General features: G+C 45.3%; 22 protein-coding genes and 2 pseudogenes. 2 read left to right on the plus strand and 22 right to left on the minus strand.

Annotated elements, in window-relative coordinates; genetic code table 11:
• Positions 1-107 precede the first annotated feature (107 nt).
• A pseudogene (locus tag ACJHWK_RS14845) lies at positions 108-845 on the minus strand (SbmA/BacA-like family transporter); the annotation flags it as partial.
• Positions 846-1,047: 202 nt separating this feature from the next.
• Between ACJHWK_RS14845 and ACJHWK_RS14850 the strand changes: the two are divergent.
• Entirely contained in the window at positions 1,048-1,170 is a 123-nt protein-coding gene (locus ACJHWK_RS14850) for a hypothetical protein (RefSeq protein WP_122452221.1), read from the plus strand.
• Here the strand turns inward: ACJHWK_RS14850 and ACJHWK_RS14855 are convergent.
• The 21 genes and pseudogenes from ACJHWK_RS14855 to ACJHWK_RS14955 form a co-directional block, all read right to left on the minus strand.
• Entirely contained in the window at positions 1,136-2,293 is a 1,158-nt protein-coding gene (locus tag ACJHWK_RS14855; RefSeq protein WP_001314726.1) for an anaerobic sulfatase maturase, read from the minus strand. The two genes, ACJHWK_RS14850 and ACJHWK_RS14855, sit on opposite strands and share 35 nt — an antisense overlap.
• Before the next feature lie 51 nt (positions 2,294-2,344).
• A complete protein-coding gene (locus ACJHWK_RS14860) occupies positions 2,345-4,027 on the minus strand; it encodes a sulfatase-like hydrolase/transferase (protein WP_001523282.1) in 1,683 nt (560 codons plus the stop codon).
• A gap of 401 nt (positions 4,028-4,428) precedes the next feature.
• On the minus strand, positions 4,429-5,190 hold the full coding sequence (gene ydeO / locus ACJHWK_RS14865; protein WP_000060474.1) for an acid stress response transcriptional regulator YdeO: 762 nt from the start codon (positions 5,188-5,190) through the stop codon (positions 4,429-4,431).
• 74 nt (positions 5,191-5,264) lie between these two features.
• Positions 5,265-5,462 (minus strand): two-component system connector SafA, encoded by a 198-nt coding sequence (safA, locus tag ACJHWK_RS14870; protein ID WP_020233198.1) that lies wholly within the window; start codon positions 5,460-5,462, stop codon positions 5,265-5,267.
• 247 nt (positions 5,463-5,709) lie between these two features.
• The gene (ydeP, locus tag ACJHWK_RS14875; RefSeq protein WP_001523285.1) at positions 5,710-7,989 is read right to left on the minus strand and encodes an acid resistance putative oxidoreductase YdeP; all 2,280 of its coding nucleotides are present in this window, start codon (positions 7,987-7,989) and stop codon (positions 5,710-5,712) included.
• 338 nt (positions 7,990-8,327) lie between these two features.
• Positions 8,328-9,242 carry a fimbrial protein gene (locus tag ACJHWK_RS14880; RefSeq protein ID WP_000520697.1) on the minus strand — a complete coding sequence of 305 codons (915 nt, stop codon included), beginning with the start codon at positions 9,240-9,242 and terminating at the stop codon, positions 8,328-8,330.
• Between the two features lie 59 nt (positions 9,243-9,301).
• On the minus strand, positions 9,302-9,805 hold the full coding sequence (locus tag ACJHWK_RS14885) for a fimbrial protein (RefSeq protein ID WP_000825458.1): 504 nt from the start codon (positions 9,803-9,805) through the stop codon (positions 9,302-9,304).
• 12 nt (positions 9,806-9,817) lie between these two features.
• Positions 9,818-10,348: a fimbrial protein gene (locus ACJHWK_RS14890; RefSeq protein ID WP_000876770.1), complete on the minus strand. Its 531-nt coding sequence runs from the start codon at positions 10,346-10,348 to the stop codon at positions 9,818-9,820.
• 13 nt (positions 10,349-10,361) lie between these two features.
• A complete protein-coding gene (locus ACJHWK_RS14895; RefSeq protein ID WP_021523083.1) occupies positions 10,362-13,013 on the minus strand; it encodes a fimbria/pilus outer membrane usher protein in 2,652 nt (883 codons plus the stop codon).
• Between the two features lie 41 nt (positions 13,014-13,054).
• The gene (locus tag ACJHWK_RS14900; protein WP_001195159.1) at positions 13,055-13,765 is read right to left on the minus strand and encodes a fimbria/pilus periplasmic chaperone; all 711 of its coding nucleotides are present in this window, start codon (positions 13,763-13,765) and stop codon (positions 13,055-13,057) included.
• Between the two features lie 360 nt (positions 13,766-14,125).
• Positions 14,126-14,689 carry a type 1 fimbrial major subunit FimA gene (fimA, locus tag ACJHWK_RS14905; RefSeq protein ID WP_001296758.1) on the minus strand — a complete coding sequence of 188 codons (564 nt, stop codon included), beginning with the start codon at positions 14,687-14,689 and terminating at the stop codon, positions 14,126-14,128.
• 433 nt (positions 14,690-15,122) lie between these two features.
• Positions 15,123-15,389 (minus strand): annotated as a pseudogene (locus ACJHWK_RS14910) (helix-turn-helix domain-containing protein); the annotation flags it as partial.
• Between the two features lie 402 nt (positions 15,390-15,791).
• Complete coding sequence (locus ACJHWK_RS14915; protein ID WP_001578353.1) at positions 15,792-16,595, minus strand: carboxymuconolactone decarboxylase family protein; 804 nt, start codon at positions 16,593-16,595, stop codon at positions 15,792-15,794.
• Between the two features lie 15 nt (positions 16,596-16,610).
• On the minus strand, positions 16,611-17,306 hold the full coding sequence (locus ACJHWK_RS14920; RefSeq protein ID WP_000909116.1) for a putative quinol monooxygenase: 696 nt from the start codon (positions 17,304-17,306) through the stop codon (positions 16,611-16,613).
• A 145-nt stretch (positions 17,307-17,451) separates the two neighbouring features.
• A complete protein-coding gene (locus ACJHWK_RS14925; protein WP_063081271.1) occupies positions 17,452-18,471 on the minus strand; it encodes an aldo/keto reductase in 1,020 nt (339 codons plus the stop codon).
• A 2-nt stretch (positions 18,472-18,473) separates the two neighbouring features.
• On the minus strand, positions 18,474-19,046 hold the full coding sequence (locus tag ACJHWK_RS14930; RefSeq protein ID WP_020233202.1) for an NAD(P)H-dependent oxidoreductase: 573 nt from the start codon (positions 19,044-19,046) through the stop codon (positions 18,474-18,476).
• Positions 19,047-19,196: 150 nt separating this feature from the next.
• The gene (locus ACJHWK_RS14935; RefSeq protein ID WP_023153757.1) at positions 19,197-19,760 is read right to left on the minus strand and encodes an amidohydrolase family protein; all 564 of its coding nucleotides are present in this window, start codon (positions 19,758-19,760) and stop codon (positions 19,197-19,199) included.
• On the minus strand, positions 19,720-19,875 hold the full coding sequence (locus tag ACJHWK_RS14940; protein ID WP_001322415.1) for a hypothetical protein: 156 nt from the start codon (positions 19,873-19,875) through the stop codon (positions 19,720-19,722). Before ACJHWK_RS14940 ends, ACJHWK_RS14935 begins: the two co-directional genes overlap by 41 nt.
• A gap of 102 nt (positions 19,876-19,977) precedes the next feature.
• Entirely contained in the window at positions 19,978-20,925 is a 948-nt protein-coding gene (locus tag ACJHWK_RS14945) for an aldo/keto reductase (RefSeq protein WP_000854796.1), read from the minus strand.
• Positions 20,926-20,998: 73 nt separating this feature from the next.
• Positions 20,999-21,688, minus strand: coding sequence for a type 1 glutamine amidotransferase domain-containing protein (locus ACJHWK_RS14950; RefSeq protein WP_000801313.1), 690 nt, complete (start codon positions 21,686-21,688; stop codon positions 20,999-21,001).
• Between the two features lie 8 nt (positions 21,689-21,696).
• Positions 21,697-22,005, minus strand: coding sequence for a hypothetical protein (locus tag ACJHWK_RS14955; protein ID WP_001221046.1), 309 nt, complete (start codon positions 22,003-22,005; stop codon positions 21,697-21,699).
• Positions 22,006-22,143: 138 nt separating this feature from the next.
• Between ACJHWK_RS14955 and ACJHWK_RS14960 the strand changes: the two genes are divergently transcribed.
• A complete protein-coding gene (locus ACJHWK_RS14960; protein ID WP_001523294.1) occupies positions 22,144-23,043 on the plus strand; it encodes a LysR family transcriptional regulator in 900 nt (299 codons plus the stop codon).
• Positions 23,044-23,114: the final 71 nt, after the last annotated feature.

Consider the following 23,114-nt stretch of genomic DNA (forward strand, 5'->3'; position numbering starts at 1 on the left):
AATAGGCTGATTCAAGGCATTTACGGGAGAAAAAATCGGCTCAAACATGAAGAAATGAAATGACTGAGTCAGCCGAGAAGTATTTCCCCGCTTATTCGCACCTTCCTTAGCGCAATCAGTTCAGCCTGCTTATTATGCTGCACAAGATTAGTTCGAAATGTCGCTTCGCTACGTTGTTTTTCCACATTAAGCGGACGAATACGTTTACCAACCTTATGAGTAAATAAAGTTCCACCGATCACAATGAGCACGACGGTATAGACCATATACCCCTGGATATTCCATTCTGTTCCACCAACAGTGAATGAGAGCGTACCCGCGCTTTGCCAAAGAATAACGGTAAAGGTGATCAACATGCTAAGTGACTGGATGAAGCCAAATGAAAGACTGAGCGTTTTGCTGATCAGTAAGAGAATGTCTTCAGCGATACGTTGGTCAGGGTTATCTGTATTTTTATGCTTACCGTAGATCTGCGTGAAGTAGTAGTTTTTATCTGCAAACCAGCGATTAAGGTAGTAATCTGTTAACCATTCGCGCCAGCGAATAGTCAGTAGTTTAATTAGCCATGTTTTGTTTACGGATATTAATACAAAGATCCCCAGCAGGGCAGGGAACCAAAGGACAAGCTGCCAAAGCTTATCGGTTTCTTTCTGGCTTAGCGCATTGAAAAAATCATTATTCCAGTCGTTTAACCAGACCTGAATTTTAACCACGCCAAGGATCATGGCGAGGATAATAATGATTAACAGCACTGAAGTTTTATTATTCTTACGCAGCCAAAAGGGCTTCAGCAGACAGAGATACTTTGCTATCAACATACGAAACGTAATGGGAATGGTTATCATTAGCGAAAATTGATTGTGCCATCCAATGATTATCTATGGCAATGATTTACTGATGAAATTTATTTAAGTGTCATTTAACATTATGAAATATAAAGAAATTATTTATTTTCAATGGTTACGGTTATGCTATTGATAATCAAGGGTATTGCTAATGCCCTGACGCATGCCACGTAAGCCAGAATTTTCGCAAGGGAAGATGATGATGACGAAACACCCAACAGTAATTTATGTCGGGTGTCTTGTTAAGGCCATAAGAACGAAGCTAAGACTGGAGCAAAGAGGGAGCGTTATTAATTATTCTCCATTTGTCTTGCAACATCCATGATGTGGTAAAGCGGTACTCTGTTCTTAGCTAACTCCACCATGGCGTTCATATAAGGTACCATGGTTGAAAAAAGGATTTTATAACCTTCGCAAAAATAAGAAACAGTCTCATTGTTTACTTTAGTAATACGATGCTTAGGACAACCGCCATTGCAGATAGGTTTATATGCACATTGCTGACATTTCGCTGAAATCCGTTTTTTTTGCGCTGTCAGTTGTACACTGTTCATCGTTTTGAGTTCAGATTTATTAATGTTTCCAATTTTGTACTGTGGATAGACAAAATGGTCGCATTCGTAAATGTCTCCATTACTTTCAACAACCAGATTATCCTTGCAGGACTCCTGGAAAATACAACTGGTATGCCCATTCCCCAAAAAACGGCTGACAAAGCTTTCAAACTGACGGATGAAAATTTCACCCACATCGTTTTTAACCCATTGCATAAAAATGGTCGACATAAACTTGCCATAAGCCGTAGGAGGCACAGAAAAATCAATGATACGGAATGTGTTCTCACTATGACCACTGAAATCAATATTCGGCGTCCCGGTTTCGAGCAATTCGATAAATTGCATATGTTTACTGCCGATAGATTTTAAAAAATGATAAACCTCAAGAGGGTAATGGACATTAACGTTATTAATGACGGTTAACGTATTAAACTCTACTTGATATGATTTCAGACGCTCGATGGCTGCTATCACTTTTGCAAAAGTACCGTTACCAGAATTACTGCGTCTGTAACGGTCATGTAGCTCCTGGGGTCCATCGATCGAGATACCAACCAGAAACTCATGTTCTTTGAGAAAGGCACACCATTCATTACTCAATAAAATGCCATTCGTTTGTAATGCATTAAAAATACGTTTTTGGCCTGCATAGCGTTGTTGATAGTGAATAACTTTACGGAAAAAATCCAGGCCAGCCAGAGTGGGTTCACCGCCTTGCCAGGTAAAATAGACCTGATTGCCAGACGCTGCGATATATTGTTTGATGAACTCTTTCAGAGTGCTGTCATCCATCCATTTTTCATGAGTAAACTGCGACTCTTTTTCAAGGTAAAAACAGTAATCACATTTGAGATTACATTGAAAACTGGAGGGCTTGGCTGTAACGTGCATCGCTATCTCGCTCAATAAGGCGGCGGAAAATTCCGCCGCATGAAGGTTTAGTTATTTCGCTTCGCTTAGTGCTTTCTTGATATTGTTAAACTTCTCCTGATTTACTTCGCTAAGCGGTGGCTGGCTGCTGTCGATAAACTCTCTTACCACGCCTTGCATCTCTTTAACGACCTGCGGATTGGCGGCGGCAAGGTTATCTTTTTGCTGTAGATCCGTCAGTTTGTATAGACCTAACTGATTGTTTTCTACTGTATAGACAAGCGAATAATCGTTATTTCTCACCGTATAAGAGAATTGGCTTAAGTCCTCGGTGTTGGGATTATGCGGGTAATCGTCTGACTGATGGCGGACAAATTTGTGGTAATTATCCCAGAATGGAATATTTTCCTCGTCAAACCAGTGAGAATAAGAGGTTATCCAGGTCAGATTTTTATGTGGCTCGCCTTGTTTCTTATCTTGCAACCACGGCAGCAAGGAAACGCCATCCAGCTTAAGGTCTTTTGGAATGCTGATATCGGCTGCATCAAGAGCTGTCGGGTAGAAATCCATTGCGGAAATCAGCTTGTCATAATTACCGGGTTGAAGTTTTCCTTTCCACCACATAAACATTGGGGTGTGAGTACCGCCAGGATAGGTCTGACTCTTATAGCCTTTTTGCGCCCCGTTCAGCGGCAGAGGACCATCGATAACCGCACCATTATCGGAGGTAAAGAGAATAATAGTATTGTCATACTGTCCGTTTTTCTTCAGTTGTTCGAGAATGCGTTTTACACCCTGATCAACAGAATAAACGGAAGCGTAGTAGTTATCTGCTGTTTGACTACCAGTATTAAATTGCTTCTGATATTGCTCCGGTGCAGGATTATCATTTGGCAGGTGCGGAGCATTATAAGCCAGGTAAAGCATAAAAGGCTGGTCAAGTGTTTTGGCACGATCAACAACGCCAATTGCCTCATCGGTTAACTGATCGCTGATATAACCTTTTGCGGGGACGCGTTCACGGTTTTTGAACAGTGAAGGGGAGTTGTAATATGCCGTTCCTGCAGCGTGGAATCCCATAAAGTAATCAAAGCCACGGTTTTGAGGTTGCCATTCTTCCGCAGAAAATGTGGTGAAGTTGTCATGATAGTCACGCGTTTGTTTATCTTCCGGTACTGGCACATTACTGATTTTTGACAAGTGCCATTTACCTACTGCTGCAGTGTAATAACCATGATTCTGGAATAATTCAGGCAAGAAAGTTTCTGTTAGCGGAATACCATCCTGAGCATCGGTATTGGAATAGACACCAAAGCGGGCGGGCGCTCGACCGGTCATTATTGCGGCGCGGGAGGGGCCGGAAACACCGTGCGCCACATAGCCGTTAGTAAAACGTACGCCTTCATCCATTAATGAAAGGAGCGTCGGCGTTGATTTTTGCGCAGCTTCAATGGCTTTATCTATCCCTATTTTGTAGGTATCGACAACATCACGATTTTCCATTGTTTTTGGGTCAAAAGATCCCTTATCAAAAGGAAGTTGTCCATAACCAAGATCATCCATGGTCAGTACGATAATATTTGGCTTTCCTTTGGTACTGTATTCAGTCGGCGTAAAGTCTGAGAAAGCAACGTTTGTTTTGGTTGCTTTCAGCTTTACATCATCTGCCGCATGAGCAGCAAATGCAGCCATACCAGATGCCAGTATCAAAGATATCGAGGTACTTACGACACTTTTCTTTAATGCAGACTTCATAAATGTTCCTCTTCTTATTGTACTTAATTCCAAAGTAATTTTACGAAGAGAAATAAGTGAATGTAAGTGAAGTTAGTCACATAAAGAGATAGCAGATTTAGCTAAAAAAAGGGAAATAACAGTCCATAAAGCGTTGACATTACTTTCTGTTCTACTAAGTAATTTCTCGATGATAAACAACTAATCCATTGATATTTAATAAATTATTGTATTTTACTGACAAAATGCCGAATTGAGATCATAAATAATCATGCAACGGGTTATGCAAATGCATAAATATGTGATGAATGTCACTTATTTATTTCAATAAATATATCGCCTAAAAACAACGCGGGGCAGGAAATGGCTGCCCCATTTAATTCTTACGCAGCGTGTGTGGTTGACTACTCGTTAGCAAATAATCAAATAGCTAAAGCACTCATCGTGTTGTCCGTGTTCATACCGGTGTGCCTTTGACAACGGTACTCCTTAGAAACTCTCTTCGGACTGTTGCCGAAATGTTTGCGGAACGCATAAATAAAATAAGATGTACTGGCATAACCACATTGTTCGGCAATTTTATTGACTGAACCTTCTACGCGTATCAAATTTTTTGCGTGCTGCATTCTGGCATCTAAAAGAATCTGTGAGAATGTCGTTTGCTCTTGCTTAAGTTTTTTCTTCAACAGGCTTTCACTAATGTACAGGCAGTCACAAATATCTTTCAGCTTCCATGGGTGCGCCAGCTTCATGTTGACAATATTTCTCACTTTCCCGGAAACGGATAGCACACCGTTAGTTAATAGTGTAATGAAACCTTTACATGCGGCAAAAATAGACAGGCAAGAAAAAAGCAAAAGTTCTGAAAAATTATGATGATTGCGTTCTTCCGAGTTGAGATAAGCAATCATTTCATTAAGCAATCCAGTCGGTACATTTGAAGCACGTAAAAACTTCGCAGGAACAGGCACCGTCACTGTCTGGATGTTAGTGCATTGTAGATATTTTTTAATGGTATTTTCATTAAATCCGATTTCTTTGAAATGCCGCTCATAAGGTTCAAAATGCGTACGAACAGCGTTATCTACCATCAGGATCTCGCCGTCAGAGAAGGCGTAATCTTTATCTAAAATGTTAGCGTTGAAGGCATGATGAATAAATATAACAGAACAAACGAGCGACATTTTATCTCCTTAAAACAATAAAGTTTTTATCGATACTTTTTTAACATTTCATATTTATAATTTGCTGTTTATTTTCAGTCTTGCAAACTATTGATAATGAAATGTGTAAGATCCCTTGCAATGCGACCCATTTCTGAAATACCCAGCTGATCAATTGCCGAAAAAATGGCTATCAATGTAAGGGTCAGTAATAAGACAACCACAATTACAGACATGATCCTTTTATAGTTGTCTCTTTGCGTGATTTTATTTTTCACTATGGTCGCATGCATTTCAAATGTGTTTATTAAACGAATGACGTTAAGCATCCTTAATCAGTATGCTTAATATAACAGGCTGGAGAATAGAGGAAATAGGACTGGCGCTTCAGTACTGAGCGGAGTTTCTTACAGCTGTAGGCGGAGGTATATATCTTATAACGAGCAGTTTAATTTAGCACATGTGAGTAAATTGCGCGACAATGGTCAATGAGGAATTCTTCTGCTGTGCGGATGACAGCAGAAGAAATGAGGAGGCGAATTAATTTGATGGTTCTAATTCAACCGGAATACTTTTATAGCCAGGAATGCCACTTAATGGATCGTGGTTATCAAGTGTTAGCATGTGATTCGATTCTGGAAAATAGGTCACCAGTGAGCGGTCAGCCATAGGGTAAATGACCACTTTTAATCTATCCATGCGGCGTGAGCTTCGCTTACCGTCTGGCGTAAGCGCAATAAGATTAACTCTTTCGCCGTTTTTTACACGGCAAATTTTAGCTTGTTTAGCACTCATAAAGACCACATCTCGTTGACCGAATACCCCTCGATAGCGATCATCCATACCATAAATCGTCGTGTTGTACTGATCGTGGCTGCGTACTGTCGCCATGACCAGCTTACTGTTAAACGCTGAAGAGGGATCTTCTAACAGCCCTTTGCTGGTAATGAAATTAGCCTTACCTGACGGCGTCATCCAGCGCCTTTCAGCAGCTGCATTTATCAGGTGAAAACCACCGGGATGACGGATGCGCTGGTTATAGTCGGCGAACTCTGGCAGCACAGCTTCAATGTCATTGCGAATGCGATCATAATCTTCCACCAGATACTCCCAGGCTACCACGCTCTGGGGTAGTGCTGCCTGCGCGATTCCCGCGACCACTGCACACTCTGATTTCAGCATTACACCGGCGGGTTTTAACACGCCACGCGAGGCATGAATCATCGACATTGAATCCTCAACGGTTACCGCCTGCGCACCGCTTTTTTGCATGTCAATCTCGCTGCGTCCCAGAACCGGCAGAATATAGCTATGCCGTGCGGTCAGCAGATGAGAGCGGTTAAGCTTAGTGGCTACGTGTACCGTCAGATCTAAGTGTGTTAACGGTACAGCGCTCGCTTCCCGATCTGGCATTGCCAGAGCAAAGTTGCCCCCCATGCAGATCAATGCTCGAGCCTGCCCCGTACATATTGCTTGCATGCTGGCAATTGCAGCATGTCCAGGTGCATGAGGTGGGGTGAAACCATAGCGCTCACCCAGGCGAGCCAGAAACTCTGCAGACGGTTTCTCGGTGATACCGACGGTTCGGTCGCCCTGTACATTAGAGTGACCTCGTAGTGGGCAGATACCCGCACCAGGCTTGCCAATGTTACCTTTCATCAACAGCAGATTGACCAGTTGCTGTACATTCTGGGTACCATGTTCGTGCTGAGTGATCCCCATTCCGTAACAGATAATGGTGCGTTCGGCAGCGGCATATGCATCAGCCAGTTCGGCGATTTGAGTCTGACTTAATCCAGAAATACGTTCGATATCTTTCCACTCGGAATTGAGCACGTCACGGCGTAGCTCGTCAAAGCCGACGGTATGCGTTTGAATAAATTCGTCATCCAGCAATGAGGGCCGACCTGCGGCGCTTGCAGCATCATCGCGCTCAATTAACAGGCGCATCATCCCCTTGAGCAACGCCATATCACCACCAATGCGCACGTTATAGTAGGCACTGGCCAACTGAGTCTCAGAGTTCGTCAGCATTTCAAACGGGTTTTGCGGTGCGGTAAATCGCTCCAGGCCACGTTCCTGTAGAGGATTGATGGCGATCATTTTCGCTCCCCGTTTCACTAAAGCGCGCAACGAAGTCAACATGCGAGGGTGGTTTGTACCAGGGTTATGCCCAATGCAAATGACTAAATCGCATTTCTCAAAGTCTTCCAGCAACACGGTCCCTTTACCTACACCGATACTCGCTGCCAAACCCACACTGGTCGGTTCATGGCACATGTTGGAGCAGTCGGGGAAGTTATTGCTCCCGTATTCACGAGCAAAAAGCTGATAAAGAAAGGCAGCTTCATTGGAAGTGCGGCCCGAAGTATAGAATTCAACCTGATTGGGATCACTATAGCTTTGAAGGCGTTCGCCAATTTCGTCGAAAGCTTGTTGCCAGCTTAATGGCTTGTAACAGTCGCTGACGGCATCATATTTCAAAGGCTGGGTGAGACGCCCCGCAGCCTCAAGCTCGTGATCTCCCCAGGTAAGTAATGATTGAACCGTATTCTCAGCAAAGAAAGAGGCGTTTACCTGCTTATCCGTGACTTCCCAGGCGATTGCTTTTGCGCCGTTTTCACAAATGTCGAATGACGCACTGTGCTTAGGATCTGGCCATGCACAACCCGGACAGTCAAAGCCCTCTGGCTTATTCATGTCAAACATGGCAATAACATCCTGGCGTATATCCATCTGCTTACGTACTGCATTCGCTACGGATTTAACAGCACCCCAACCACCGGCAGCCCCCTGGTAGGATTCAATTTTTTTCTTCATCTACTTATCCTGTGTGGAAATGAATTATTAGGATTTGAAATAGCGATGATGCACAGTATATACAAAGGGATTATCGTCAATATGGATATATAAGAGTAGGGGACTACTCTCTTTCTATTTTTAATCTATTATCGTTAAATAATAGAATGGTATAAATACGATAAGTTAAGCATCATCTCTCATAGTGTTTAAATTAACATGTTTTTCAATATAAAAAATAAGACTCTGGCTTCAATTGTGCGCGGATTTTCTTACAGGTGTAGGATAATAGCCTTCACAAAATAATTATCCGCGCAATTTTCGCGAATGGAGCGCATAGACTAAGGTCAAAATCACAATTATTCATAGATAAAAGTGACACCAATGACTGACTGGACGGTTCCGGCTGAAACTTTGTTTCCTGTTTGTCCATAGGTTGCGCTTAAACCCAGAGGTACTTTGCTTTTATTTACTGTCCCCAGGGAGACGTTTTCTCCCGTAGCCAGTATTTTTCCATTACGCATCAGAGAGACACCCACTCCCGATGCTTTTGTTGCATCTGGTGCTGTGTTAGCAAACACTTGTCTGGCACTGTCAGTGGTAGCACCCGAAAGATAAAATGAGAGCTTTTGTTCACTTGAGCAATATACGCCAAGGGGTATTTCTGCGCTTCCAGGAAAGTCCGGGAGATTCACGTTGACATTACGACTATCAACGGTGCAGCCGCCTGTTGGCATAACAACACTGTTATTTGAAATAATATTCCACGTAAAATTACGCGGATTTCCGCTTCCTAACGTGGCAATTTTATACATATGAATACGGGCAATAACTTCCCCGGCTTTTATGACAACTCCACCGGCCGCACCGACTGGGGTAATATAGAGTTTTAACGGTAATGGCATCGGTGTCTTATCACCAATATCTAATACATTAGTATTTGTCGTCAACGGGAAGGGGTAGGTCACATTATTCCAGTACAGCGATCCTTTATATGACTGTAGAGAGCCTGCGAAAGCTGAGCCTTGTACCAGGTTTATATGATCAGTGTCGTACCAGCCGCCGTAATCATTCCAGCAACTTATATGCTGAGACAAGTCTACAACCAGATTCTGGCCCGGTTGTATTACAGGGTCGAGATTAACATAAACAGAGGTTGTACCTGCTCCAATACTTGACCCGCCATCGACATTACAACTGAAGGCAAAAACTTTGCCTGCCATTAATAGAAGATAAATACCGAACAGAAGCTTCATACTTATTGTTTTACCCATGATATATCCTAAGGTTAAAAAATTGATTTAAAAAGGAGGCTAAGAAAATCGAATCGACGTTATTGCCAGGTGTAGATCACATTGATTAGCGCCTCGATCGTTCCCTGGCTTGCGTTTCCATTCACCGTGATAGCTCTTGCCTTAAGTGGAAACTGTGCATTACGAGTGATCTCATCAACAATAACCGTTTTGCTATCGCCATTTTTTAACGTCGCATCCTGGTCATCCCTTAGCTCTATCTGAATATTTTCGGCAGTACCTTCATTTTTGTAATAACCCGTATTGTCAGTTGAACCTGTCACGATTGCCGTCACTGCACTTGTTTCAACCGGACAATCGGTTAATGACAAAGTAATATTGTGCCAGCCTGATGCAGAACCAGGTTGTTGCAGATTGCGCGTATAAAGATCCCCGAGATTAACGTTAGCTTCTTTGGTTTGAATAGTGCAGGGTTTAGCGACTACCCGACCATTAACAGTGATAGTGACATCGGCGGCCTGGAGAGTTGCTGTGAATAACGCGCAAAACGTAGCTAACAGGAACCTCTTGTGAAGTCTTTTCATATCTGACTCTGATTATTGAAATTCAAGGGTAAAGGTTGCCGAAGCCCTCACCAGTCCCGGATTGACGGACTTCTGAGTTGACTTCAGACGAGCGGAGTAAGGCAAAATATTGTTCTGTTCTGGTACCAGTGGGATCCACTGCATCCCGGCATGAAGGTCATTCAATTTCACCGGACGCATATTTCCGTCCAGTATTTCTATACCCAAACCGGAGGCTGTATTGCTTCCTTCATCCAGTTTCAACAGAGTATTATTTTCTGCATCCTCAATACCGTTAAATGCAACCCGAACCCCCGTTGTCCCTTTACTGCATTCACTTAACGTAATCTGAAAAGGGACGGCTGGACTTGTGCTACCGGTCGTTGGAAATTGTCTGGCACTGTTTTTTTGGAGATCTACGGTAAAATTAAGCGAATCCGATGAGACTGTGCAGCCATAATCGAGGACGCGCCCGCTAATTTTAATAACGCTATCTGCAGATAAAGCAGAATAGGTGGTTAACCCCAGACATAAACCGAGGAAAATAATGTTATTGTATTTCATAATCTATTGTTCCTTAGCGACAGATTGCTGTCTGCTGGTTCAGTAAGGTACCAGGAGAAACTTCAGGAAGCTTGTACTCGACAATACAGTTTGAGTTTTTATCTTTGCCCCATGAAACCTGTAATTTCCCTGACTGTGGAAGTCCAGTCAGATAAACCTGACCGTTTTCCGCGACAATGCTGCCATTTTTATTCTCTCCATGTGTGACAATTGCACCGAATGGAACGCTCTTATTACCGTACTTCAACGTCATTAATACTTTCCCGCCGATTTGTGCATTAAATGTTGCTCTGGCAATAGCACCGTGAGTTGGGATGACAGTGACCACGGTTTCATCCAGTTCAACATTATCTGCAAGGGAATTCGCGTTAAGAGCGACACGATTTTCTCTATATTCTGTCGCAAATGGTAATATGGCATAGCCACGCCAGTCGGTATGAATTCCGGTCTGGTTCTCTATTTTGACATTATCAGCGCCAGGAGCCTTAACCAGAACCATTGTGTCGCCCAGCGGCTGTCCAAAGGTGATGCCATCAGCATGAGCAATAATGCCACCATTCATTCCGTAATAAATCTGGCTGCTGTCACCACTCCGACTGTAACCGACATTCGTATTACCGTAAGCTCCACGATAATTAAGAGAACTGTAACCACTGGTGCCAGACGATGTATTACCCCCGTGGGTGTTACCGACCTGAACACTATAATTCAGGTTATTATCCGGCAGCAGAGTGCCATAAACTCCCGATAGATTGGTCATGCCGCCTTTCAAATCGTTTGACATACTGTAACTGGCGTTTGAGTTACGAAATGCCGACTGACTGTCTGTACGCATCCAATGACTGAAGGGAACATTAAGCGTAAAAGCAAGTAAATGATCCCGATCGTTTTGCCATATATTATTGGAATAGCTGTAATTCAGCGAAGTCGTAATATCACCAAACGGCACATTTAATCCAAATGATATTTGCTGGTCGCTGCGTGACGTGTTCCAGTAACTTTGGCGACTGGCACTGAAAAATGTCGTACCGTAATTTCCAAGCTGCTGAGAGATGCTTATTTGTTCCTGACCACGCTTACTGTAGAACAGATTAAAATAATCAATAAATTGTGTCTGCTCATTGCTGTCTCCGGTAGGAGGCTTGACGGTGTAACCACTCATTCGACTGTAGGCACTGTCGGATAAGTTATAAAAACCTTGCGTAGAATAGCGATATCCTGCGACCTGGATATTGGTTCCCGTCTGGTAGAAGGATTTGCTGTAGACGGATTTAATCGATTGCCCGCTGTGACGGGTGCCATCTGCAAGTGTCGTATTGGCCTGCGTGATATCGAAAGAAAAGGCACCAAAAAGTCCTAAATCTTTACCAATACCAAGGTTGAAGGCTTGATAATCTTCTGCAATTTGCATTCCGCCATAAGGTGTCCAGTTTCCTTCCAGTCCATGCATCAAGCTACCTTGTATGAACTTGGGGGAGCTTTGCAGGTTATTTCCACTACGATATTCCCCCATGGCAAGCGCATAACGCGTATATCCAGCACGTTGGAGAACCGGAACAGACGAATAAGGAACATATAATGTCTGAATACTGCCGTCTGCCTCTTTTATGGTTACTTGCAGATCACCACCATTGGCCGCAGAGTTGATATCATCAATAGTAAAAGGGCCGGGTGGGACAGTAGTCTGATAAACATCGTATCCATTCTGTTTTACACTCACTTGTGCGGTGCCGCGGGCAATACCATGAATCACCGGAGCGAAACCATGTTGGCTATCGGGCAACATCGCTTCTGTTGAATTTATTTTGAGGCCACGAAAGTTCACACTATCAAAAATATCGCCATCGGTATAACTATCACCTACCGTTAAGCGTGAGCGTAAGGGAATAATGTCACGTTCAGCCGACGTATTGATATGCTGCCATTTATTGCTGTCAGATGAATTGCTACTCCCACTGTTATAACTCCACGTTGAGTTATCGCGCAGTCGCCAACTACCAATGTTGATGCCACTCTGTAAATTCAAATATGCATAGTTGGATTTTCCTGCATTATGGTTACTACGATTATTAATAGAATTACCATTAAAACTATAGTTTAGAAGCCCAGCATTTATTCCTTCTTCCCACAGATCAGGAGAAACATAGCCGCGAGCCATTCTGCCGACATAAATTTGCGGAACGGAGAGTGACAGATGTTGCTGACCAACATCAAACTCAGTTGATGCGTCGGCCAAACGATCCTGAAGTGGTGTGCATGCGCTGTTGTCCGGCACATGTTTTTCTGCCAAATGTTCTTTATTGTCTAATAACGCTGATTTTTTTATGCCAAGACTGACAAGAAGATCTGTACTCAGGCATGGGATGAGATCTGCGTTATTATCATCTGCAATAAAAGTAATATCCCGACTAGTCATAAATTCGTCGTTCAAATAAATGTCGACCCGATATGTACCAGGTGGTGCCTCGCGTCCCTTAGTAAAGGCGGATAAATCGACAGATTCAGCAAGATCATTGCTTAAAAACCGTGGATTAAAATAATACTCTGCGTCAACGGGAAAAACCGCAGTTGCTAAGCCAAGGGCAAAGGTAAGCCGTGCAAAGCGAGGCAGTATTAACACCTGATGCATACGATATGCCTTAAATGCGGCATGAAAGGCTGTCATTTTTAATTCCGATTGAGTTTATTATTAATTAGGTCACTGGCTTATTGCATGGTTGCCTTAATACGCGGAGTTAATGCACCGTAATCATTGATCGTCTGAAAACTGATATCCCCGGTTGCAGCATGCGGGATATCCACCGATACTTCACCTTTTGGCGGCACCATGGTGTTTGGGAGATTGCTATTTCCTGCTTTCATATTTGTTACGGTAATGAAGTAGGGCGTTGGATTAATAAGAGTGAGTTTGCTGCCGCTGCGACGAAACCGAAGCATTGCAGGCGCTTCTTCAGGTGCCATTGCCAGGTTCGTGGGGCGATAAAACATTTTTATGCGGCTAATAATTGCCAGCTGTAATGTATTCTCATTCTTCTGATCTTTTTCCATAGCAGGAATAGCTTTAACATTAACCCAGAACAGGCTTTCACGGTCGCCTGGTAACTGATGATTAGTGGCGTTGATTATCCGCAGCGTATTCTCTTTTTTACCTTGCATGGAAAAAAGCGGTGGGGTAATGACAAACTGGGTGTCTTTTTGGTCACCTGCATTTTCTATCCATGACTGAATGAGATAGACACTGGCAGGATCATTATTCGTGACAGGCAATAAAACCTGTTTCTGGTTTGCCGGATAAATTACCCGCGTCGCACCCAGTGCGACAGCTGCGTTGGCAATGGTGCTATGGCAAGCAAAGAGCAATAAAAGTAACACTGTCGCCATAAAGGAAATAGAGTAGGGGGTACGCGTAGTTTGCATCTGATGCATTCTCCATGTGTTAAGAGGATAAGCGGGGAAACCGTTACATCAGACAATCGGTAAATGTTGCTAATACATTGGCGAGTCGCCGGGTTTCCAGACTTAATGCGTTTGAAATAAATGTTGGTTCTCTTTTAATAGGAAAACCTTGCTACAAAGTAAATTTTTTAAATAACAGTAAATTTAACTACTGTTGTTTATTGATCGTTTAGATATTATGTGATTTTTCATAGCGCTCCAAATACAAACCACTCCTCATTAATAATGAGATTCACATTTCTGAGTTGCTAGGGTGTGCGTAGCCATGCCACACACACCCTGTTTCAATTTCAGATGACGTATAGCCACCTTAAGATTGAATTATAGATATTGAACTTTGAAGGTCGCATCTGCGTTTGCAGTACCAGCTACTGACTGCCCGAGAGCAATATATCGAGCCTGGAACGGCAATATATTCGTGCCATCAATCAAGTCAGTTTTAGCGCTAAAAGTGGCACCATCAAGTATTAATACCTCCCCCGTACGGTCCAAAATTTGAATACCGACATTTTGGGCAGAGCCTGCCGCTGAACTCTGCAGCGCTAATGTGTCGTCATTACTGGTGACAGTAGTACCCAGGAATGCAACAGCTGCATTACTGGAAACATTGGTATCACAATCATTCAGCTTGATATTGAAGCCAACGGCGGAGCTGAGGTCACCCGCTTTAGCCAGACGAGAAGAACGGACCTGACCCAGCTCAACCGTTTGGTTCATTGATTCTGAATCAATCGCACAAGCGGCATTTACCACTTCACCTTTAAAATGAATAACACCGCCATTAACAGTGGTCGTTACTGATTCATCACCCTCGGCTGCGCTTACCGCAGCAGACGACATCGCCAACACAGAAACGACAATCATACCGACATGTTTGAGTTTCATAATTCTCCAAAATTTATATTTAAGTAGCTGAATAAAGAAAGTTAACAATTAAGTCATTCTGTTATTGCTTATAAAACAAGAATCATTCTTGATGGGATATTGCCCTGAGAATATAGTTTCCAGGGTTATTACACTTCACGAAGAACGATAATATCTTTAAATTACAAGGACACCTAATCTCAACAAGTTTATTGCAGCACTTGTTGTAGAGAGTATTTGCAAAGACATTTTATGTCGCTAAATAACATTACGATTTCATTATGCATGTTATTTATAAACAGCGACTAAACAGAATATTATTGCGAACAAGGGAAGTGTCAGGAAAGGTCAAGAGCGACCAATGGTTTATATGGCTATAAATCATTAGCCATAGTTAATGTTTGCCTGGTGTAACTAACACGGAATTGCTTTAAACAGATAAGTGCAGGGTTTATTAAAGCTGACCGACAGACTTTCTTAACCTGGTAATATCTCTCTTAGGTGACTCTCCAAACATCCGCGAATATTCCCGACTGAAATGGGATAAGCTTTCGAAACCGACAGCATAGGCTGCAGTGGTGACATCGTAATGTTCATTCAGCATCAGTCGCCTGGCTTCATTGAGGCGTAGCCATTTCTGATACCGGAGCGGACTCATTCCCGCAAGCTGTCTGAAGTGTTGATGGAAAGTGGGGGTGTTCATTTGCACGCGGTTTGCCAGCCTGACTCTTCAACGCAGGGAAGATGCGGCAAACGGCAAACCTGCATACCAGCCAGCCTATATCCGGTATGCACAGGCCAATCATGAAAGAGGAGAGGCTTTATGTTCTGGAACCCTGAAGTAATAACGACGACTGGAAAATCGCTTCGCATCACTCAAATTCCATTTAACTATTCTGGGTTTGAGGGATATACATAATTGACTTCAGCACCAGAAACAGCATAACAAACTGTTTTAAATGGATATTAATCAAATGGCGATTCAAACTCACAGTTATGAACTCAGTTTTGGTTCATAACTGTGTTAAACGCTGTCCATAAATCACTCGATGTTACGCTTATTGGTTCATGAACTGTTCGTTCTAATGTTGTGATGTGCGTCAGGTTTTAGTGTTCGGTAATGTTACCTTTTACTCGATGATCGATTGTTTAGCACCTCTCCCACAACCGGAGCAGCGGTAAATGCGTTTGGCCAGCCAGCATAGAAGGCGGCCTGGGTAACGATCTCACCAGCTTCCTCAACAGAAAGTCCATTATCCATTGCTCTATTGAGGTGATAGCCAATCTGCGCGCTCTGTCCGGATGCGATTAAGGCGCTGACCGTAATCAGGCTTCTGTCGCGGGGTTTCAGCGCGGGTCTTTGCCAGAGATCCAGGAAGAGTGGATCAGCAGTGAATTTAACCAGGCCTGGAGATATTGGGCCAACATTTTTTTCCACTGTCTCTGAACGCTGCTTTTCTGCTTCCTGATTGAGAGGAAGCAGGTCCGGAGAAGCTTCAGGAAGTGCATCTGCCGTGACGCCACGAGTTTCAAATACTGCTTTGGTCACGCTGACGGCTGACATTGCATTTGGCCAACCTGAGTAGAACGCCAGATGGGTAATGATTTCTGATAATTCCGCTGGCGTCACGCCGCTATCGAGAGCGACGTCAATATAGTGCTTAAGCTCGGCAGGCTGGTTGCGGGCAATCAGCATGGCGACGGTCACCACACTACGATCCCTCGGTGAGAGGGCGTCGCGTGTCCACAGATCTTCAGTAATAGCTTCGCGACCAAAGCGCGCGAGAGCCGGTGAGACGGAACGAATATCAGCTTCCGAAATCGCTGACGGTTCTATTTTCATCATAGCTTTACCTCTTGTTTCCTCAGCATTGGCAAAATCAGAAATAACAAGCGACATAGCCGCTGCTGCAAGTACGCTTTTCATGTTAATCCTTACTGGTCAACGTTGCGGCTCCTGTTTGATTCCGCCTTTGTTACGAAGAAATACCGGTTTTACCGGGATTGCGTCCTTCCTGGCGCTCATATGCGCCGTTTGCCTGAGGTAATCCAGGAAGTGCAGCGTTTGTCGGTGCAGTTGATAATCCTCCTCACTGGCGTAAATCTCATAGAAATACCAGCGTTTTGGAGTCTCTGAATCTGTACCGGCATACATGGCTAACACGCCTTTCTCTACTTTGAGCGACTCGACCATTTCAGGAAGGACGATGTTTCTAAATTCGCTCTGAAATTCAGGCTTTACTTCGACGATCACCAGATTATTGATAGTTCGTTCATTCGGTATGATGTGTTTGTCGCCCAGAAACTGTGGCTCCAGGGTAATTTTCTTCTTCCTGTCAATAATGTCAGGTGCACGAGCAGCGAATGCTTTGTATGGGGCGGCATTGAGATGTTTGCGATAAGCACGCTCATTTTCATAGAGTTCGAACATGAATGCCTGACCTGAATTGTCGCTGCGTTGCAGGGCATACATCGCCAGTGTACCTGCTTCATGATCAACCGAAGCGGAAATCGTCTGTCTGGCCACGTCTGCAAAGTCGTTGTCCCGATCGGGTCTGATGCCGAGCTCGAAGATATTCATCTCCGGCTTATTCGGCGCGTCCGGTTTTGTTGCAAAGACAGGGCTGCTTATTAGCATGCAAATTAAAAGCATAAAAGTCTTTTTCACGATGATCTTTTTACTGACGTTACTGTTTAAGACGTTCGATCAACTGGTGCTGGTAAGAACGTAACCGACCGCTACTGGCGCTCTCAAAGACGAGAGGAGGAAAAGTGAATAAGGGCTATCGCATCCAGACCTGCTTAACATCTTTCGTTTGCGGCGTATTTTGCGCCATGACCCCCGTCAGAACATGCGGCTGGTAGGTTTCTTCCAGAAACTGAATTTCCTCCGGACTTAGTTGAAGATTTACTGCGTTTACCGCGCCATCGACATGAGCTTTTTTTGTAGCCCCTACGACAGGTGATGTGACTTTTGTCAGCAGCCAAGCGAGAGATATTTCCGTCATTGACACCAGATGGCGTTCGGCCAGTTCGGCTACACGCTCAATAATGCTGCGATCCTGTTCAGCCGTGCTGTCATATTTTCCACGCGCATAGTCATCCTCTGTGGCTCGCCGTGTATAGCCTTCTTTACGAGAGAGGCGGCCGCTGGCCAGCGCGCTATAGGGGGTCATTGCGATATTATCCTCAGTGCACAGGCCGAAGAGCTCCCGTTCATCTTCGCGCATAATTAGATTGTAGTGGCTCTGTACGGAAACAAAGGGCGTCAGCCCTTCGCGTTCAGCAAGGGCGTTCGCCTTCGCCAGCTGCCAGGCATAGCAGTTTGAAATACCAACAGATCGTACTTTGCCAGCAGTAACAGCGGTATGTAACGCTTCAAGCACGTCGATAATGGGCGTGTTGTAATCCCAGATGTGGTAGATGTAGAGGTCGATATAGTCCATCCCCAGATTCTTCAGGCTCTGGTCAAGGGATTGAGCGATTGCCTCTTTTCCGCTGATCCCTCCGGCAATTTGTGCGGGGGTTCGCGGCAGAAACTTGGTGGCCAGGACGATATCATCGCGTTTCGCCATCTCCCGTAATGCCCGGCCAACGTATCGCTCACTGGAGCCATTCTGGTAGGCTATAGCGGTATCGTAAAAGTTGATGCCCTTTTCAAGGCCATAGCGAATGATGTCGCGGCTTGCTGTTTCGTCCAGCGTCCAGCTATGCTGACCCGTCGACGGATCGCCAAACCCCATGCATCCCATGCAGATGCGGGAAACAAGTAAGTCACTTTTACCGAGCCGGGTATACTGCATTGTTATTCTCCCTCTGGATTATTCACGACGGAATTGAGCAGTTCGACAAGCCTTGAAGCGTGTTCCCGGGCAAGCGTTTTTTGCTGCGCGATTTTGTCGGCATCCCGGTCGGCATAGCTGATACCGCAGGTATAAACCGGCGCCAGCAGCTCAAGATTGCACAGCCTTGCCGTGGTTTCGAACGGAATAAGATACTCTTCAATGGTATGGCCAAAGAAACTGTCGACGGTATAGAGCTCCTCTGGCGCTCCCGTTGTAAAGGAGAGGATCAGCTTTTTACCGCCCAGTTTCGCCGTTGAGCCATGCGCGAAGCCGTGAACAAAGACCTCGTCCAGCCATTTTTTCATTAATCCTGGCAGCCCATACCAGGAAAAAGGGAACTGCCAGACAATCACATCGGCCCTGAGCAGGCTTTCCTGCTCCGCCGCGATGTTGAATTTGCCATCCGGATAGAGCCTGTCCAGACGACGAATCTCAACATCGGGAAGGGCGGTCTCCACTTCATCAAGAATAGTGGCATTGGCGACGGAATGGGTAAGCTCAGGATGGCCTGAAACAATAAGGATATTTTTCATTTCAATGAGTTAAATATATTTGGTGAATGTTTAACCCAGTATAGAGTGACACCATTATTTTTTTTAGAGCAGTAAAGACTCATTCACTTTTAGACAAAAACTAATAATGGTCAACTGTTCTCATTGTACCGGTCATCACGAACCCGTGAACTACGCCGTGATGCACAGTAAACGTTCTGCATTGCGAAATGCGATGGCCTCTTTTTCAGCCTTGTTGACGGGCAGACTGTCTATAAAGGTTTTTACACCGTCCAGGGTCTGATAGGGATAATCGACGGAGAACAGGATCCTTTCTGCCCCCATTAACTCGTAGATAAACTGGAAGTGCGGCAGTGTCAGCATACCTGACGGGGTAACGTAAACGTGTTGCTGGAAGGTTCTCGTTAGCGTGCGTGACAGACCCGTTGCAGCCAGTGGTAGGCTGTCATCAAGACGCTGGAGCCAGAAGGGTAACATCTCCCCCCAGTGGCCACTGATTACCTGCAGGTTGGGATATTTATCAAATGCGCCCGATAACATCAGCCGCAACAAATGGATCCCCGCTTCGTGATGCCAGCCCCAGGCAAACATAGAAAGCCTGGCGTTGACCTCTGCGCTGAAGCCCGTGAAGTAGGCCTGCTGTACGCTTTTAAGCGGTAACCCGGGATGAAGATAGAGTGGCACATTCAGTTTATTAAAGCGGGAAAGCAGGGAGTCGGTCAGGATTATGACCATCAGCGACGGTTTTCCCCCAGTCGCCAAGGAAAGGTGCCTGCTCAAGCGCAACAGGCATACACGCTCGCCCTAACTCGCTGTCGAGATAATTTTCTTCGAGGCAAATGATTTTCATATTCTCACCATTCATACAAAGCAGTAAAAGTGATACAGATTAGAATCACCCGGAACAGCCCGTTCGTGTGTGTCATTCATGACAGTCTGTTCCGGACGGGCTTTACACCATCGGTTTTTCCCAGGCGCCTCGTGTATCCACTCTGGTCTCTGCGGCGAGTTGTTCCAGCAGGATGATTTCCTCATCGCGTAACTGGATGTCTGAAGCGCAGGCGGCGTCCAGAACGTGATGGACTTTAGTCGCACCAACGAGGGGAAGGGTACCTTTCGCAATAGCCCATGCGATGGCTATCTGTGCCACGCTGGCATTCCTTTCGGCTCCCATTTTTTTCATGGCGGCGGTTAGTCTTTCTATCTGCGGCAGTACTGCGTTATAACTTTCGGCCCGGCCACTCCCGGCAGGCATGGGATGATTTGAATCATAACGACCACTGAGCGCGCCTTGCTCCAGGACCATGTAAGCAAAGAACGTGATGTTATTTTGTCGGCAATAATCAAGGATCCCGGCCTCTTCAGAAGCGCGATAGAGCAGGCTGTAGTGATTTTGTACTGCACTGAGGGAATAACCGGAAGCGTTAAGGATTTCATTGGCGCGTCTGATTTGTGCCAGATTGTGGTTGGAAACACCTACGCGTTTTACCTTACCGCTTTGTAAAAGTGGGATCAGTCCTGGCGTCCATTTTTCGACGTCGAGGGGATTATGGATCCAGTAGATATCAATCGCGTCCACGCCCAGGCGCCCAAGGCTGGCCTCAAGCATATCGCTGACAGGCTGCGCAGACTGCTTGTCCGCAATCTGCGGCGTGAATTTGGTGGATAAAATTATGTTCTCGCGGGGAAACTGACGGACTAATGCTCCCAGCGCAGTCTCGGAACTCCCCATACCATATACTGCTGCGGTATCCCAGAGATTGAGGCCCTTACTCATGGCCGCAGTGAACACTTCTGCCATCTGAGTATCAGAAAGATGATTACCAAAGACGGTGTCGCCGCCGGCAAAGCCTGTGCCCCAGGACCATGTACCTAGTGCGACTGGAGGTAGTGTTTTCATATTCAGCTCCTGAAAAAAGGCCGGATCGTGGCTGACTTAAACCGGCCAAGTAAGGTGAGTAACGATGAATTAATTAAGCTGTCCGGCGGAGTGCATTTAACAGCGCCACACCAACCCCATGTGCTGAAGCGGGATTCTGCCCCGTGATAAGGCGATCGTCGGTAACCACGTTTTCAGACCAGTTTGGAGCTTCATGATAAAGCGCACCATGCTCGCGAAGTGCGGTTTCAAGCAGGAAGGGAACCACATCTGTTGTGTGAACTTCTTCCTCTTCCTTGTTGGTAAAGGCCGCCACATTTTTCCCTTTTATCAGGTATTCGCCGCTACTGAGTTTTGCGTCAACCAATGCCGCAGGCCCGTGGCAGACGGCTGAGACAATCCCATCACTTTCATACACTTCGCGGATAATACGCTGGGCATCCTGATTATCACGGAAATCCCACATGGTCCCATGACCACCTGCAAAGAAAACTGCGCTGTAATCGGCACCTTTCAGCTCGGATAACGCAGGTGTTGTTGCCAGGCGCTGCTGAAAATCGGTTTCGTTCCAGTACCAGGCGTTAACAGGGTCGCTGAGGTCAAATCCATCCACCGGTGGCTGCCCCCCGCGAATACTGGCTATTGTTGTTTTTATTCCGGCATCTTCCAGTACTTTCAGCGGATGAGTCAGCTCGGCCAGGAAAAAACCGGTTGGTACACCGGATGCGCCTTTAATCGGATGGCTGGAAACGACACATAGCACTGGTTTATATGCAGGTTTCATATCGGTCCTCACTCTTTATTTTTAAATTCATCGGCGAAGAGATTTTCCCAGTTAATAAAGGAGCCAAGCGGTATACACTCGAAGCTTAGTAAGCCTGCTTTTGCCAACGGGAATTCGGCCATAACGTTCATCGCTTCATCGACAGAGTCACATTCAAGAAAAATAGCGACGCCAGGTCTGTCCTGACGGAAGTAGATGTCGCGGATGAAGCCTGATTTATACAATCCCCAGGCGTGCAGCGCTTCAGCGTTGAGGTGCGGAGCATATTTCTCCAGCGATGCTCCAGGGGCAGGGATATCCAGACATAAAATTCGCATCATAGTCTCCTGAACTCAGGTCGTAGTAGAAAGAGACTAAAGTATAAGAGGCGTATTTCAGGAAGATTAGAGGGTCATTGACTTAAGCATTTTTAGACTGTACTTAATAATCAGGCGAGAATTGCTTAGGAAAACATTATGAATAACGCTCTTTATAACCAGATTCGCATCTTCCAGAGCATTGCGCGGGAGGGCAATATTTCGGCAGCCGCAAGGAAACTGGAAATTACGCCTCCCTCCGTCAGCAATGCACTAAAGCTGCTGGAAGAGTATATCGGCCATCCGCTTTTTGTGCGTACGACCCGCCGTATAGAGCTGACGGAAACCGGTCAATTATTGCTGGAACAGACCGCTGCGGCGGTGGAGTCGCTGGAAAACTCACTTGAAAGCATTCGCGACCAGCATCAGGAGCCCTCAGGGATGGTGCGAATTACGCTCTCGCGTTTTGCCTACCTGTTAATTCTTAAGCCTGCGATGGCAGAATTCTGTCAGCAATATCCGGGTATACAGTTAGAAATTTCGGTCTACGACGGTACCGTGAATATCATCAAAGAGCGTTTTGATCTGGGGATCCGTTTTGGCGATATTCTTGAGGGAGGGGGGGTGGCCCGACCGTTAATGAAACCGTTTCGTGAAGGATTATATGCATCCTCAGCGTATCTCTCCCGACATGGAACGCCTGAAGTGCCGGCAGATCTCTGTCATCACCAGCTGATTGGTTACCGTTTTATCACCAACAACCGCATCCTTCCGCTGCTCCTGAACGATCGCGGTGAGCAGTTGACCGTTGAGATGCCGGGGCAGTTAATCAGCAACGATATTGACGTTATGGCAGACGGGATCCGTAACGGGCTGGGAATTGGGCGCTTGTTTGAGCCTGTCTGGCAGTTACAGCCGGACAGGGAGCGCTTTATTCCGGTGATGGAGAGCTACTGGAAAACCTACCCGCCAGTGTATCTCTATTACCCCAAAAACGCGGGTAAAACGAAAAGAGTGAAGGCCCTGATTGATTTTCTGATATCCACTACGGGGCGATAAAGACGATAACGCCTCGTTCGGTATGGAGATGCATCGAATGGCATTGTGAGTTTTTTTTCACAGATGGGCGT

This window comes from Escherichia sp. WS547, from assembly GCF_046486065.1.
GTDB lineage: Bacteria > Pseudomonadota > Gammaproteobacteria > Enterobacterales > Enterobacteriaceae > Escherichia > Escherichia coli.